The sequence below is a fragment of the Nocardiopsis changdeensis genome, from assembly GCF_018316655.1.
In the GTDB taxonomy this organism is placed as follows: Bacteria; Actinomycetota; Actinomycetes; order Streptosporangiales; family Streptosporangiaceae; genus Nocardiopsis; species Nocardiopsis changdeensis.
On sequence record NZ_CP074133.1, the window covers coordinates 4,029,672 to 4,043,479 of the forward strand.

The following is a 13,808-nucleotide window of genomic DNA, read 5'->3' on the forward strand; positions in this document are numbered from 1 at the left end:
GACACGCCCGGTTAGGGTGCCCGCACGGGGCCGAAAGGGGACGCCCCCCGCGGGGCGGCCCCGCGCCGACAGGGGGTGGGGATGGCCGCGCGCGGGCAGGGGCGACCGGTCGCCGTCATCGGCGCCGGTGCGATCGGGACGTCGGTGGCGTCGGCGCTGGCGCGGGCGGGCCGCCCGGTGACGGTGTGCGGCGCGAGCCGCCGGTTCGGGCGGATCGAGGTGACCGAGGACGGGTCCGCCGAGTCCTGGCCGGTGGCGCAGGCGGACTCCCCCGGCGACATCGCCGGGTACGACACCGCGGTCCTGGCGGTCAAGGCGCACCAGACCGAGGCGGCCGCGGCGTGGCTCAGGGCCGTCTCCGCCCCCGGGACGACGGTGCTGGTGGCCCAGAACGGGGTGGAGCAGCGCGAACGCGTCGCCCCCCACACCGGCGGCGCGTACGTGGTGCCCGCCGTGGTCTACCTGAACGTGGAGCGCACGGGGCCGGGCCGGGCGACCCTGCGCCGCGTCGGCCGCCGGGACCTGGTGCTGCCCGACGAGGCCCCGGCCCGGGCGCTGGCGGCGGAGCTGGCGGCGGGGCGCATGCGCGTCGGCCTGGAGGCGGACTTCGTGACGGCGGCCTGGGCCAAGCTGCTGGCCAACATCACCGCCAACCCGCTCACCGCCCTGACCGGCCGCCGGGCGGACGTGCTCCGGGACCCGGGGGTCGGCGCCGTCGCCCGCCGCATCATGGACGAGGCCCTCCGGGTGGCCCGCGCCGAGGGCGCCGCGCTGTCCGCCTCGCACGCCCGGGAGGTCCTGGCCTGGCTGGAGAACGCGCCGGAGGGCGCCACCACGTCGATGCTCCAGGACCGGATCGCCGGGCGGCCGCTGGAGTACGACGCCCTGACGGGGGCGGTGGTGCGCGCCGCCGAGCGCCACGGCATCGACGTGCCGGTGAACCGGCTGATCCTGGCGCTGACCGCGGCGACCTGTTCCGGCCCGTGACCCACGTCACCCTGGGTCCGGGGCTCCGGGCGGAACGTCACCTAATGTCAGGAGAACCTCAATTCTCCGGCGGGGATTGGACACATCGCCCCGAACGTGCTCACCCTCCTTCGGAAAGCGCAGGAAATCCGCCGGTGACCTGCCGGTAACGAACGGAATCCGTCGGCCCGGTCCGCGGCGGCGCCTGCACACCCCCACGACGAAGGAACACATGACCTCCCCCAACGAGCAGAAACCGGACGACCGCACCGCATCGCCCCCGGAGGAGTCCGCCGAGGGCCGCTTCACCCGCTCCCGCGTCATCGGCCTCATCGCGGGCCCCCTCGTCGGCCTGATCGTCTACCTGCTCATGCCGGACATGCCGCTGCCGCTCGCCGAGGGCGAGGACGAGGCCGTCGTCTCGGCCAACGGCCGCACCGTCGCCGCGATCACCGCGTTCATCGCCATCTGGTGGGCGACCGAGGCCATCCCGATCCCGGTCACCTCGCTGCTGCCGCTGGTGCTGTTCCCCGTGATGCTGGACGGCACGCCCATCGCGAGCGTGTCCTCCTCCTACGGCTCCGACACCATCTTCCTGTTCATGGGCGGCTTCATGCTGGCCCTGGCCATGCAGAAGTGGAACCTGCACAAGCGGATCGCGCTGACCATCGTCTCCAAGGTGGGCTCCAACAGCGCGGGGCTGATCGGCGGCTTCATGATCGCCACCGGGTTCATCACCATGTGGGTGAGCAACACCGCCACAGCCGTGATGATGCTGCCCGTCGGCCTGTCCGTGGTCACCGTCCTCACCCAGTTCCGCAACGGGCGCACCGACGCCAACTTCGCGACCGCCCTCATGCTCGGCATCGCCTACGCGTCGTCCATCGGCTCGGTGGCCACCATCATCGGCACCCCGCCCAACGTGCTCATGGTCGGCTACCTCTCCGACACCCACGGCATCACCATCGGCTTCGGCCAGTGGATGCTCGCCGGCGTGCCGCTGGCCGCGGTCTTCCTCCTGATCGCCTGGTTCGTGCTGGTCAAGGTGTTCCCGCCCGAGGCCAAGAGGGTCGAGGGCGCCCAGGAGCTGATCGGCTCCGAGCTCGCCGCGATGGGGTCCATGTCCCGCGGCGAGAAGGGCGTCTCCCTGGTGTTCGCGCTGGCCGCCCTGTCCTGGATCTTCATCCCGATCCTGGCCCGCAGCGAGAGCGTCGGCGGCGCCCTGCCGTGGCTGGCCGGCATCTCCGATGCCGGGATCGCGATGACGGTCGCCGTCGTCCTCTTCCTGGTCCCGATCGACCGGCAGGGCACCCGCCTGCTCGACTGGGCGACCGCGGTGCAGCTCCCCTGGGGCGTGCTGCTGCTGTTCGGCGGCGGCCTGGCCATCTCCGCGCAGTTCACCGCCAGCGGCCTGAGCGCCTGGATCGGAGGCCAGGTCTCGGTCCTGGCCGGGATCCCCCTGTGGGTGCTGATCCTGGTGGTGACGGCGCTGGTGCTGTTCCTGACCGAGCTGACCAGCAACACCGCGACCGCCGCGACGTTCCTGCCGATCCTGGGGGGCGTGGCGATGGGCATGGACATGGACGTCCTCACCCTCGTGGTCCCCGTGGCCCTGGCCGCCACCATGGCGTTCATGCTCCCGGTGGCCACCCCGCCCAACGCGATCGTGTTCGGTACGGGGTACGTCCGCATCGGCCAGATGATCAAGGGCGGCCTGTGGCTGAACCTCATCGCCCTGGTCGTCATCCTGGGCTCGATGTACGCCCTGTTCTCCTGGGCCATCGGCATCACCCTGTAGTCCGCACGCGGTCGGCGGCCCGGGGCGGACGGATCCGTCCGTCCCGGGCCGCCGGGTGCGCGGGGTCAGCCGACGATCGGGCGCTCCTCCGGCAGCTCGTACAGCCGGCTGTGCCGGCGCAGCGCCAGCGCCGACGCCAGGGTGATGGGGCCGATGCGGCCGACGAACATGAGGAAGACCAGCACCGCCTGCCCCACGGGGGGCACGTCGGCGGTGATGCCCGTGGACAGCCCCACCGTCGCGAACGCCGACGTCGTCTCGAAGAGGATCTGGTCCAGGGTGAAGGGGGTCACGATCATCAGGACCAGGGTCCCCGCCAGCACCAGCCCCAGCGCCAGCATGGCAACCGTGGTCGCCTGGGAGGCGGTGCCCGCGGACAGCCGCCGCCCGCCCGCGTGGACCGTCGGCTCGCCGCGCACGTTCGCGTAGGCGACCAGGATCAGCACGGCGAACGTGGTCACCTTGATGCCGCCCGCGGTACCCGCGCTCCCGCCCCCGATGAACATCAGCATGTCGGTGACCAGCAGCGTCTGCGTCTGCATCGCGCCGAAGTCCAGGCTGTTGAACCCGGCCGTGCGCGGCATCACCGACTGGAAGAAGGCGGTGAGGACCTTGTCCTCCGTGTCCAGGGGGCCCATGGTCGCCGGGTTGGTCCACTCCAGCGCCAGGAACGCGACGAAGCCGACGGCCAGCAGGGCCGCCGTCATCCCCAGCGTGAACTTGGCGTGCAGCGTCCAGTGGCGCTTCTCCTTGTGCTTCCGGGAGAACCGCCACAGCTCCACCCACACCGGGAAGCCCAGCCCCCCGGCGATCACGCCGAACGCGACCGGCAGCGTGATCCACGGGTCGGTGGCGTAGCCCATCAGGTTGTCGGAGTACAGCGAGAACCCGGCGTTGTTGAACGACGAGACCGAGTGGAACACACCGGTGTGCAGCGCCGCCGTGAAGGTCAGGTCGTAGGCGGTCCACCAGCGCAGCGTGAGGACGGCCGCCAGCAGCACCTCGAAGACCAGGGTGACCCACAGCACCCCCAGCACCAGCTGCCGCACCTCCCCCAGGGACACCGACTTGGTCTCGGCCCCGGTGGTGACGGCCATGCGCAGGCCCATGCGCCGGCTCACCAGCAGCGACAGCACGGTGGCCAGGGCCATGATCCCGAACCCGCCGATCTGGATCAGCACGAGGATCACGGTCTCGCCGAAGCCGGACCAGTGCCCGGAGGTGTCGACGACCGCCAGGCCGGTCACACTGGCCGCCGAGGTCGCCGTGAAGAGCGCCGTCATGAAGGGGGTCGCCTGCCCGTCGGCGGCGGCGGGCAGGGACAGGAGCAGGGTGCCGGTCAGGACGAACGCGCCGAAGGCCGCCACCGTCACCAGCGGGGGCCGCTTCCAGATCCCGGGTCCGAACCGGAGTCCCCCGACCTGCGGGAACGGGCGGCTCGGGTACGCGCGCGGGCTTCTCACCGCTCCCCCTCCTCCCCGCCGGCCAGGAACCGGTAGCCCAGCCCCGGGTCGGTGAGGAAGTAGCGCGGGCGCGGGGGGTCGGGCTCCAGGCGCTGGCGGATCTTGGTCATGAACACGCGCAGGTAGTTGGTCTCCCGTTCGTACTCGGGCCCCCACACCTCGTGCAGCAGCTCGCGGTGGGTCACCAGGCGGCCGCGGTTGCGCACCAGGACCTCGACGATGTGCCACTGCCGGGGGGTCAGGCGGACCTGCTCCCCGCCCCGGGTGACCTGCTTGGCGGCCAGGTCCACGGTGAAGTGGTCGGTGACCACCGACGCCTCCGGCTCGGCCGACGCCGCGGTGCGGCGCATGGCGGCCCGCACCCGGGCGAACAGCTCGTCCATGCCGAACGGCTTGACCACGTAGTCGTCGGCGCCCAGGTCCAGGGCCTGCACCTTCATCTGCTCGGTGTCGCGCCCGGACAGCACCACGACCGGGACCTGCGTCCAGCCGCGCAGCCCGCGCAGGACGTCCAGCCCGCTCATCCCGGGCAGGCCCAGGTCGAGCAGGACCAGCCCGGGGTGGTGGTGCGCGATGAGCTTGAGCGCGTGCTCGCCGCTGTCGGAGAGGTAGGGCGTGTAGCCGCGGGCCCGCAGGTTCAGCTCCAGGGTCTTGCGCAGGCGGGGGTCGTCGTCGACGACGAGCACCGTGGGAGGCGCCTCGTTCCCGTCGCTCATGGTCGGTCCGTTCTCGTGTGTCCGGTGCGGTGGGAACGGCGTCCCACCGCACCGATGGTAGGGAAGGGCGGCCCCCTTTCGTCCCAGGCGGCCGCCGAGTGTCAGGCCGGGGCCCGGTCCAGGGCGAGGTTGAGCTCCAGGACGTTGACGCCCGGCTCCCCCAGCACGCCCAGGGTCCGCCGCGTGGTGTGCTCCCCGATGAGGGCCTCGACCCGCGCGGCGTCCAGGCCGCGGGCCCGGGCGACCCGGTCGGCCTGCAGCCGGGCGTTCTCCACGGAGATGTGCGGGTCCAGGCCGGAGGCGGAGGCGGTCACCGCGTCCACCGGGACCCCGGCGTCCGGCTCCAGGCCGTTGAGGTCGCGGTAGGCCTCGGTGCGGGCGGCCACCTCGTCCAGCAGTCCGGCGTCGGTGGGGCCGAGGTTGGCCCCGCCGCTGTCCCGGGGGTCGTGGCCGACGGCCGAGGGGCGCGGGTGGAAGTACTCCGGCCCGGTGAACTCCTGGGAGATCCACTCCGACCCGACGGTCCGGCCGTCGTGTTCGACGAAGGACCCGTTCGCCCGGTGCGGGAAGGCCGCCTGGGCGATCCCGGTGACGGCCAGGGGGTAGGCGAGGCCGAGGACGATGGTGGCGACCGCCATCATGGTGAACCCGGCGATGAGCTGGCGCAGCATGTCAGAGCACTCCCAGCGCGCTGATGAGCATGTCGATGAGTTTGATGCCGACGAACGGGGCGATCAGGCCGCCCACGCCGTAGACGAGGAGGTTGCGGCGCAGCATGGCCGAGGCCGACCGGGCCCGGAAGGCGACGCCGCGCAGGGCCAGCGGGACCAGGGCCACGATGACCAGGGCGTTGAAGACCACCGCCGACAGGATCGCCGACTCGGCCGAGGCCAAGCCCATGATGTTCATCCGCTCCAGCCCCGGCAGGGAGGCGGCGAACATCGCGGGCAGGATCGCGAAGTACTTCGCGACGTCGTTGGCGATGGAGAACGTGGTCAGCGCGCCGCGGGTGATGAGCAGCTGCTTGCCGATGTGGACGATCTCGATGAGCTTGGTCGGGTCGGAGTCCAGGTCGACCATGTTCCCGGCCTCGCGGGCCGCCTGCGTCCCGGTGTTCATGGCCACGCCCACGTCGGCCTGGGCCAGGGCGGGCGCGTCGTTGGTGCCGTCGCCGGTCATGGCGACCAGGGCGCCGCCCGCCTGCTCGCGGCGGATCAGGGCGAGCTTGTCCTCGGGGGCGGCCTGGGCGAGGAAGTCATCGACGCCGGCCTCCTTCGCGATCACCGCGGCGGTCCTGGGGTTGTCGCCGGTGACCATGACCGTGCGGATGCCCATGGTGCGCAGCTGCTCGAAGCGTTCGCGCATGCCGGGCTTGACGGTGTCCTTGAGGTGGACCAGCCCCAGGGCACGGGCGGGGCCGCCCCCCTCGGGCACCTCGGCGACGGCCAGCGGGGTGCCGCCCTGGTCGGAGATCTTCTCCGCCAGGGAGAACAGCCGGTCGGGGGCCTCTCCGCCGTTCTCGCGCACCCAGCGGGCGACGGCGTCCACGGCCCCCTTGCGGATGAGGTGGGCGCCGTCGTCCAGGCCGCTCATCCGGCTCTCGGCGGTGAAGGGCACCATCACGCCCCGGTCGGCGGTGCGCCCGTTCAGGTACGGGCGCCCGGCCATGGCGAAGTCCACGATGGAGCGCCCCTCGGGGGTGCCGTCGGACAGGCTGGAGCGGTGGGCGGCCTCGGCGAGCTCCCCGTCGGAGACGCCCGGCAGGGTCAGGAACTCGGACGCCTGCCGGTTGCCGTGGGTGATGGTGCCGGTCTTGTCCAGGAGCAGGGTGGTGACGTCGCCGGAGGCCTCCACCGCCCGCCCGGAGGTGGCCATGACGTTGCGGCGCACCAGCCGGTCCATGCCCGCGATGCCGATCGCGGACAGCAGGGCGCCGATGGTGGTGGGGATGAGGCACACCAGCAGGGCGATGAGGACGATGGTGTCCTGGCGCGCCTGCGAGTAGACCGCCAGGGGCTGGAGGGTGACCACGGCCACCAGGAACACGATCGTCAGCCCGCCCAGCAGGATGTTCAGGGCGATCTCGTTGGGGGTCTTCTTGCGTTCGGCCCCCTCGACCAGCGCGATCATCCGGTCCAGGAAGGTCTCGCCCGGCGGGGTGGTGATGCGCACGACGATCTCGTCGGACAGCACCGTGGTCCCGCCGGTGACCGCCGAGCGGTCGCCGCCGGACTCGCGGATGACGGGCGCGGACTCGCCGGTGATGGCGGACTCGTCGACGGTGGCGATGCCCTCGACGACGTCGCCGTCGCCGGGGATGACCTGCCCGGCGGCGACCACGCACTCGTCGCCGACCTTGAGATCGGTGCCCGCGACGGTCACGAGCTCCCCGCCGGGGGTGCGCACCCGGGCCTCGGTGTCCCTGCGGGTGGCGCGCAGGGCCGCGGCCTGGGCCTTGCCCCGGCCCTCGGCCAGCGCCTCGGCGAAGTTGGCGAACAGCAGGGTCGCCCAGAGGAAGACGGTGAGCAGGGCCCCGAAGCCGGCCCGCGCGGTGTCGCCCTGGACGAGGGAGGCCGTGAACAGGACGGTGGCCAGCGCGCTGCCGACCAGCACCACGAACATCACAGGGTTGCGGAACTGGACGCGCGGGTCGAGCTTGCGGACCGAGCCGATCAGCGCCTGGCGCAGGATGGGCCCGCTGACCAGACTCCCCTTCGGCTCGGGGAACGCCTCCTCGTCCGGCGGGTAGATGAAGACGGGTTCGCGCTCGGGAGCGGTGATGACGTCCCGGGGCACGGGTTCGGACGTGTCGTCGTGCATGGTGCGGCTCACAGTGAGAAGTACTCGGCGACGGGGCCGAGGGTCAGGGCGGGCAGGAAGGTCAGTCCGGCGACGATGACGACGACCGCGACGACCAGCCCGCCGAACATCGGGGTGTGGGTGGGCAGGGTGGAGACGGTGGCGGGCACCGGCCGCTTGCGGGCCAGGGACCCGGCGATGGCCAGGACCGGGAGGATGAGCAGGAAGCGGCCGACCAGCATCGCGACCCCCATCGTGGTCGTGTACCACCAGGTGGCGGCGTTGAGCCCGGCGAAGGCCGACCCGTTGTTGTTGGCGGTGGAGGCGTAGCCGTAGAGGATCTCCGACAGCCCGTGCGGCCCGGTGTTGTTCAGCGAGGCCAGCGCGGCGTCGTTGACGGCCGAGGCGGCGGCGAAGCCGAGCAGGACCACCGGCATCGCCAGGAGGTAGAGCATCACGAGCTTGATCTCGGGCGCGGTGACCTTCTTGCCCAGGTACTCGGGGGTGCGGCCGATCATGAGCCCGGCGATGAACACCGTCAGGATCACCATGACCAGCAGGCCGTTGAGGCCGACGCCCGCGCCGCCGGGGCTGAGCTCGCCGAACATCATGTGCAGCATCGACAGGCCGCCGCCGAGCGGGGTGAAGCTGTCGTGCATGGCGTTGACCGAGCCGTTGGAGGTGCCCGTGGTGGCCGCGGCCCACAGTCCGGAGGCGGCGGCGCCGAAGCGGGTCTCCTTGCCCTCCAGGTACCCGGCGGACTGGTCCACGCCCATGCCGCCCAGCAGCGGGTTGCCCGCGCCCTCCAGGAGCATGACGGCGACGGACATGAACGCCCACACCGCGAACATGATCCCGAAGACCGCGCGGCCCTGGCGGCGGTCGCCGCACAGGTGCCCGAAGGCGAAGGCCATGGAGAAGGGGATGATGAGGATCGCCCAGGTCTGGACGAGGTTGCTCAGTGCGGTGGGGTTCTCGAAGGGGTGGGCGGAGTTGGTGTCGAAGAACCCGCCGCCGTTGGTGCCGAGCTGCTTGATCGCCACCTGGCTGGCGGCCGGTCCGCCGGGGACCGCCTGGGCGGCCCCCTCGACGGTGGTGACGACGGTCTGCCCGTTGAGGTTCTGGACGACGCCCTGGGTCACCAGGACCAGGGCGACCAGGAACGACAGGGGGAGCAGGACGCGCACCACGCCGCGGGTGAGGTCCACCCAGAAGTTGCCCAGCGTGGTGGCGCCCCGGCGGGCGATGCCGCGGATGAACGCCGCCATCACGGCCATGCCCGCGCTCGCCGAGACGAAGTTCTGGACGGTGAGCCCGGTCATCTGGGAGAGGTGGCTCATCGTGGTCTCGCCCGCGTACGCCTGCCAGTTCGTGTTGGTCATGAAGCTGACCGCGGCGTTGAAGGCGATGTGGGGGTCGAGGCCGGGCAGGCCGTCGGGGTTGAGGGGCAGCACGCCCTGGGCGCGTAGCAGCGCGTACAGGAACAGGAAGGACATGAGGCTGAAGGCGAGCAGGGAGAACGCGTAGCGCGTCCAGTGCTGTTCGCGTTCGGGGTCCACCCGGCAGAGCCGGTAGACCAGGCGCTCGGCCGGTAGGAACAGGCGGTCGCCGGGGGCCTTGGCCCCGTCGGCGTAGCCGTAGACGGCGGCGATGTAGCGGCCGAGCACGGGGGCGGTGAGGCCCAGGAGCGCGATGAGCGCGAGGAACTGGGCCCATCCGGTGACGGTCATCAAAATCTCTCCGGGAACAGCAGGGCGGCCGCCAGGTAGGCGGCCAGGGGGATCGCGATCGCCAGCGCGGTGATCTCTTCCCAGGTCATCGGGGTACCGCCGTTTCCGCTTCGGAAGCCGGGGCGCCGGTGCCGTCCCCGGGGTCCCCGAGCGCCGGGGCGTCCCCGATGACGCGTTCGCAGCCGCGGACGTAGGCGACGCACAGGCCGAAGAAGCCGATGGTCGCCAGGACGAGCAGTGTGTCCGCCATGTCCTTTTCCTTGTCGTGGTCGCGGCGGGGCCGGGCGGCCCCGCCGGCGGGCTCCGCCGATGCGGCACCCGCCCGAACGACTGTGGGGCCGGAGCCGGGGGCGGGGCCATCGGGATAGCGCTCCCTTAGCGCCTGGACCGGCGGATTTAGCGGACAATTAGCGCCATACGACATCAGAACGCCCTTTGACCGGTGAGAATGAACCCGGAGGAGGCGATGTGGTGACACGTGGTGAGCTGCGGGTGTACCTGGGCGCTGCCCCCGGGGTGGGCAAGACCTACCGGATGCTGGACGAGGCGCACCGGCGCCGCGACCGCGGCGCGGACGTGGTCATCGGGTTCGTGGAGTGCCACGGCCGCGTCCTGACCGAGGCCATGGTCGACGACCTGGAGACCGTCCCCCGGCGGCGGGTCGCCTACCGCGGGTCCTCCTTCGAGGAGATGGACCTGGAGGCCGTGCTCCGGCGCCGCCCCCAGGTCGTCCTGGTCGACGAGCTCGCCCACACCAACGTCCCGGGCAGCGGCAGCGCCAAGCGCTGGGAGGACATCGAGGTCCTGCTGGAGGCGGGCATCACGGTGCTGTCCACCCTCAACATCCAGCACCTGGAGTCGCTCAACGACGTCGTCGAGCAGATCACCGGCGTCCGCCAGCGCGAAACCGTCCCGGACGCCTGGGTGCGCGGCGCCGACCAGATCGAGCTGGTCGACATGACCCCCGAGGCGCTGCGCCGCCGCCTGGCGCACGGCAACGTCTACGCCCCGGAGAAGATCGACGCCTCCCTGAGCAACTACTTCCGGGCGGGCAACCTGTCGGCGCTGCGCGAGCTGGCCCTGCTGTGGCTGGCCGGGCGGGTGGACGCCGAACTGGAGCAGTACCGGTCCGAGCACGGGGTCACCGACACCTGGGAGGCCCGGGAGCGGGTCGTGGTCGCCCTCACCGGCGGCCCCGAGGGCGAGACGCTCGTCCGCAGGGCCGCCCGGATCGCCCAGCGCGGCAAGGGCGCCGACCTGCTGGCGGTGCACGTGGCCCGCAGCGACGGCCTCACCGGGGCAGACCCCGCCCTGCTGGCCCGCCAGCGCCTGCTGGTGGAGAGCCTGGGCGGCACGTACCACCAGGTCCTGGGCGAGGACGTGCCCCGCGCCCTGATCGCGTTCGCCCGCGGGGTCAACGCCACCCAGCTCGTCCTGGGGGCCAGCCGGCGGGGGCGGATCGCCCGCATGTTCTCCCCCGGGATCGGGGCCACCACCACGGCCCTGTCCGGGGCGATCGACGTCCACCTGGTCACGCACGAACAGGTGGGGCTGCGGACCCGCGCCCGGGCGGTGAGCCCGGTCTCGCGCCGCAGGCGCCTGGCCGCCTGCGCCCTGGCGTTCATGGCCCTACTGTCGGTGGGCTTCGGCCTGGGGTTCTCCACGGACGAGGCGAACCTCGCCAGCGGGGTCGTCCTGGTCTTCGCGACGGTCACCGTGGTGGCCCTGGTGGGCGGCCTGTGGCCCGCGCTGCTGGCGTCGGTGTGCGGCTCGGCCCTGCTCAACCTCCTGTACACCGAGCCCTACTTCACCCTGACGGTGGCCCACCCGCAGAGCCTGCTGGCCCTGGCGGGGTTCGTGGTCGTGGCCGTGTCGGTGAGCCTGGTGGTGGACCAGGCGGCCCGGCGCACCCGGGAGGCCGCCCAGGCCGGGGCCGAGGCGCAGCTCCTGGCCACCGTGGCCGGGAACGTGCTGCGCGGCTCGCGCCCGCTGGAGGCGCTCATGGAGCGGCTACTGGAGACCTTCTCGTTCACGTCGGTCTCGCTGCTGGAGCGGCGCCCCGGAGCGGTCGGCGGGCCGGAGCACCGGCGCGACCCCCGGGACTGGTCGGTGGTCGCCTCCGCGGTGCGCGAGGGCGAGGAGTCGTGCCGGGCGCCGGCCCAGGGGGACATCGACGTGCCGGTGGACGACCGGCTCACCCTGGTCGTGCGCGGCCGCGAACCCGAGGCGGGGGACCGCCGGGTCATCGAGGCGTTCGCCGCGCAGGCGGCGGTCGCCCTGCGCCAGGAGCGGCTGGCCCGGGAGGCCGCCACGGTCAAGCCCCTGGCCGAGGCGGACCGGATGCGCACGGCCCTGCTGTCGGCGGTCAGCCACGATCTGCGCGCGCCGCTCGCCTCCGCCAAGGCGTCCGTCACCAGCCTGCGCAGCCGGGAGGTGAGCTTCAGCGAGGAGGACCGGGAGGGCCTGCTCGCGATGGCCGACGAGTCCCTGGACCAGCTCACCCGGCTGGTGACCGACCTGCTGGACATGAGCCGCCTCCAGGCGGGGGTGCTGGGCGTGGGGCTGGAGTCGCTGCCCCTGCGCGAATCGGTGTTCGCGGCGCTGGAGCAGTTCGGCGGGGAGGCGGCCGCGGTCCGGGTGGACGTGCCGGAGGAGCTGCCCGACGTGCGGGCCGATCCGGGCCTGCTGGACCGGGTCCTGGCCAACGTGGTCGGCAACGCGCTGCGGTTCAGCCCCGCCGGGGCGCCGCCCGCCGTGTCGGCGTCGTGGGTGGGGGACACCGTGGAGGTGCTGGTGATCGACCACGGGCCGGGGATCCCGGAGGAGGACCGCGAGCGGATGTTCGTGCCCTTCCAGCGCCTGGGGGACACCGACACGGGGACCGGCCTGGGGCTGGGCCTGGCGCTCTCCCAGGGGTTCGCCGAGGCGATGGGCGGCTCGCTCGCCCCCGACTCCACCCCCGGGGGCGGCCTGACCATGCGGCTGGTGCTGCGCGCGGCCGCCCCGGACGCGGCGGGCGCCGCCCCGCCCCCCGGCGGCGCGGAAGGCCGCGCCGACAGCAGAACTTAGGGCTTCAGGACCTCCTCCAGTAGGCGGACCGCCCCGGCGGCCCCGCCCTCGGCGCGGACCCGTTCGCCCAGGGCGGCGGCGCCGGCGGCGGTCCCCGCGTCCGTGAGGACCGTGTCCAGGGCGGCGGCCAGGGCGTCCTCGGTGAGGCGGCGGCCGTTCAGCGGGGCGGGCGCGGCCCCGGCGGCGTGGACGCGCCCCGCCCAGAACGGCTGGTCGCCCCAGAAGGGGCACACGACCTGGGGGCGCCCGGAGGCCAGGGCGGCGCCGGTGGTCCCGGCGCCGGCGTGGTGGACCACGGCGGCGCAGCGCGGGAAGAGGGCGAGGTGGGGGACCCGGTCGACGGCCAGCACGTCCCCGCCGTCCGCCGCGACGGCTCCCCCGCCTCCGGAGGCGACGATCGCGCGGGCCCCCGCCCGCCGGACCGCCGCGGCGACCGTGCGGCCGGTGGCCGCGGGGTCGGCGGTGGGCAGGCTGCTGAACCCGACGAACACCGGCGGCTCCCCCGCGGCCAGGAACTCCTCCACGCGGTCGGGCAGGCCGCCCTCCGCGTCTTCGGGCACGAACCAGAACCCGGTGGTGCGCACCCATGAGGGGTAGCCCGCGTCGGCGGGCACCAGGTGCCCGCTGAAGGCGTGGACCACGGTGGCGGGCGTCCCGTCCGGCCTCCGCAGCGGGTCGTGGGCGCCGGGGCGCGGCGCGAGCCCCAGGTCGCGGCGCAGGTCCTCGGCGACCTTGCGCTGGCCGCGCAGGGCCGCCCCGGCCAGCCGGTAGCTCAGCCGGTGGAACCGGGCGGGGACCCAGCCGGGCCAGGGCACGCCGGGGGCGGGGAAGGCGCCGGTGGGCACCCAGGAGGGCTGTAGCCCCACCGGCACCGCGGGCACGCCCAGGCGCTCGGCGATGTGCCCGCCCGGCATGCCGGGAATGTGCACGACGATGTCGGCGCCGGAGTCGGCGGTCGCGGCCATGTCGGTGTACACCCGGCGCATGAGCGGGGTGATCGCGCGCAGCAGGGAAACGGTGTGGACGGCGCCGCGCAGGCCCCGCAGGCCGGTCTCGCGCACCCCGGACAGGCCGGGGTCCTCCATGAGGGCGTTGGGGCCGTCGTCGACCGGACGGTAGGCCACGCCGTGCGCGGCGGCCAGCGGCGCGTAGGACTCCGGTCCGGCGACCGTCGCCGTGTGGCCAGCGGCCTCCAGGGCCAGTGCCAGGGCCAGGAACGGCTGGACGTCGCCGCGGGTGCCGTGGGTGAGCAGCAGGGCGTGCACGT

11 protein-coding genes are annotated in these 13,808 nt (G+C 73.3%); 3 read left to right on the forward strand and 8 right to left on the reverse strand.

Annotation, left to right across the window (positions count from 1 at the left end; translation table 11 throughout):
- Nucleotides 1-81 precede the first annotated feature (81 nt).
- Together KGD84_RS18600 and KGD84_RS18605 are read left to right on the forward strand one after the other, a co-directional pair.
- Nucleotides 82-987: a 2-dehydropantoate 2-reductase gene (locus KGD84_RS18600; RefSeq protein WP_220561695.1), complete on the forward strand. Its 906-nt coding sequence runs from the start codon at nt 82-84 to the stop codon at nt 985-987.
- A gap of 211 nt (nt 988-1,198) precedes the next feature.
- Complete coding sequence (locus KGD84_RS18605) at nt 1,199-2,764, forward strand: SLC13 family permease (protein ID WP_220561696.1); 1,566 nt, start codon at nt 1,199-1,201, stop codon at nt 2,762-2,764.
- Between the two features lie 65 nt (nt 2,765-2,829).
- On the opposite strand, the gene KGD84_RS18610 is transcribed toward KGD84_RS18605, so the two are convergent.
- The 7 genes from KGD84_RS18610 to KGD84_RS18640 all read right to left on the reverse strand — a co-directional run bounded on the left by KGD84_RS18610 (nt 2,830) and on the right by KGD84_RS18640 (nt 9,722).
- Nucleotides 2,830-4,131 (reverse strand): TrkH family potassium uptake protein, encoded by a 1,302-nt coding sequence (locus KGD84_RS18610; RefSeq protein WP_220565832.1) that lies wholly within the window; start codon nt 4,129-4,131, stop codon nt 2,830-2,832.
- A gap of 92 nt (nt 4,132-4,223) precedes the next feature.
- Nucleotides 4,224-4,943 (reverse strand): response regulator, encoded by a 720-nt coding sequence (locus tag KGD84_RS18615; protein WP_220561697.1) that lies wholly within the window; start codon nt 4,941-4,943, stop codon nt 4,224-4,226.
- Between the two features lie 101 nt (nt 4,944-5,044).
- Nucleotides 5,045-5,614, reverse strand: a complete 570-nt coding sequence (gene kdpC / locus KGD84_RS18620; protein ID WP_220561698.1) for a K(+)-transporting ATPase subunit C — start codon at nt 5,612-5,614, stop codon at nt 5,045-5,047.
- 1 nt (nt 5,615) lies between these two features.
- Nucleotides 5,616-7,763 (reverse strand): potassium-transporting ATPase subunit KdpB, encoded by a 2,148-nt coding sequence (gene kdpB, locus KGD84_RS18625; RefSeq protein WP_220561699.1) that lies wholly within the window; start codon nt 7,761-7,763, stop codon nt 5,616-5,618.
- Between the two features lie 8 nt (nt 7,764-7,771).
- Nucleotides 7,772-9,472: a potassium-transporting ATPase subunit KdpA gene (gene kdpA / locus KGD84_RS18630; RefSeq protein WP_220561700.1), complete on the reverse strand. Its 1,701-nt coding sequence runs from the start codon at nt 9,470-9,472 to the stop codon at nt 7,772-7,774.
- Complete coding sequence (gene kdpF / locus KGD84_RS18635; protein ID WP_220561701.1) at nt 9,472-9,561, reverse strand: K(+)-transporting ATPase subunit F; 90 nt, start codon at nt 9,559-9,561, stop codon at nt 9,472-9,474. The genes kdpA and kdpF overlap by 1 nt, the downstream gene beginning before the upstream one ends.
- On the reverse strand, nt 9,558-9,722 hold the full coding sequence (locus tag KGD84_RS18640) for a hypothetical protein (protein WP_255646645.1): 165 nt from the start codon (nt 9,720-9,722) through the stop codon (nt 9,558-9,560). The genes kdpF and KGD84_RS18640 overlap by 4 nt, the downstream gene beginning before the upstream one ends.
- Nucleotides 9,723-9,943: 221 nt before the next feature.
- Between KGD84_RS18640 and KGD84_RS18645 the strand changes: the two genes are divergently transcribed.
- Entirely contained in the window at nt 9,944-12,541 is a 2,598-nt protein-coding gene (locus KGD84_RS18645; RefSeq protein WP_220561702.1) for a sensor histidine kinase, read from the forward strand.
- Here KGD84_RS18645 and KGD84_RS18650 read toward each other — a convergent pair.
- The gene (locus KGD84_RS18650) at nt 12,538-13,806 is read right to left on the reverse strand and encodes a glycosyltransferase (protein ID WP_220561703.1); all 1,269 of its coding nucleotides are present in this window, start codon (nt 13,804-13,806) and stop codon (nt 12,538-12,540) included. The two genes, KGD84_RS18645 and KGD84_RS18650, sit on opposite strands and share 4 nt — an antisense overlap.
- Nucleotides 13,807-13,808 lie beyond the last annotated feature (2 nt).

What these genes read in the sequence shown, in the direction of transcription:
- KGD84_RS18615 (WP_220561697.1), bottom strand. Translation starts at nt 4,943, where the DNA reads ATGAGCGACGGGAACGAGGCGCCTCCCACGGTGCTCGTCGTCGACGAC.
- kdpF (WP_220561701.1), bottom strand. Translation starts at nt 9,561, where the DNA reads ATGACCTGGGAAGAGATCACCGCGCTGGCGATCGCGATCCCCCTGGCC.
- KGD84_RS18600 (WP_220561695.1), top strand. Translation starts at nt 82, where the DNA reads ATGGCCGCGCGCGGGCAGGGGCGACCGGTCGCCGTCATCGGCGCCGGT.
- kdpC (WP_220561698.1), bottom strand. Translation starts at nt 5,614, where the DNA reads ATGCTGCGCCAGCTCATCGCCGGGTTCACCATGATGGCGGTCGCCACC.
- kdpB (WP_220561699.1), bottom strand. Translation starts at nt 7,763, where the DNA reads ATGCACGACGACACGTCCGAACCCGTGCCCCGGGACGTCATCACCGCT.
- KGD84_RS18605 (WP_220561696.1), top strand. Translation starts at nt 1,199, where the DNA reads ATGACCTCCCCCAACGAGCAGAAACCGGACGACCGCACCGCATCGCCC.
- kdpA (WP_220561700.1), bottom strand. Translation starts at nt 9,472, where the DNA reads ATGACCGTCACCGGATGGGCCCAGTTCCTCGCGCTCATCGCGCTCCTG.
- KGD84_RS18640 (WP_255646645.1), bottom strand. Translation starts at nt 9,722, where the DNA reads ATGGCGGACACACTGCTCGTCCTGGCGACCATCGGCTTCTTCGGCCTG.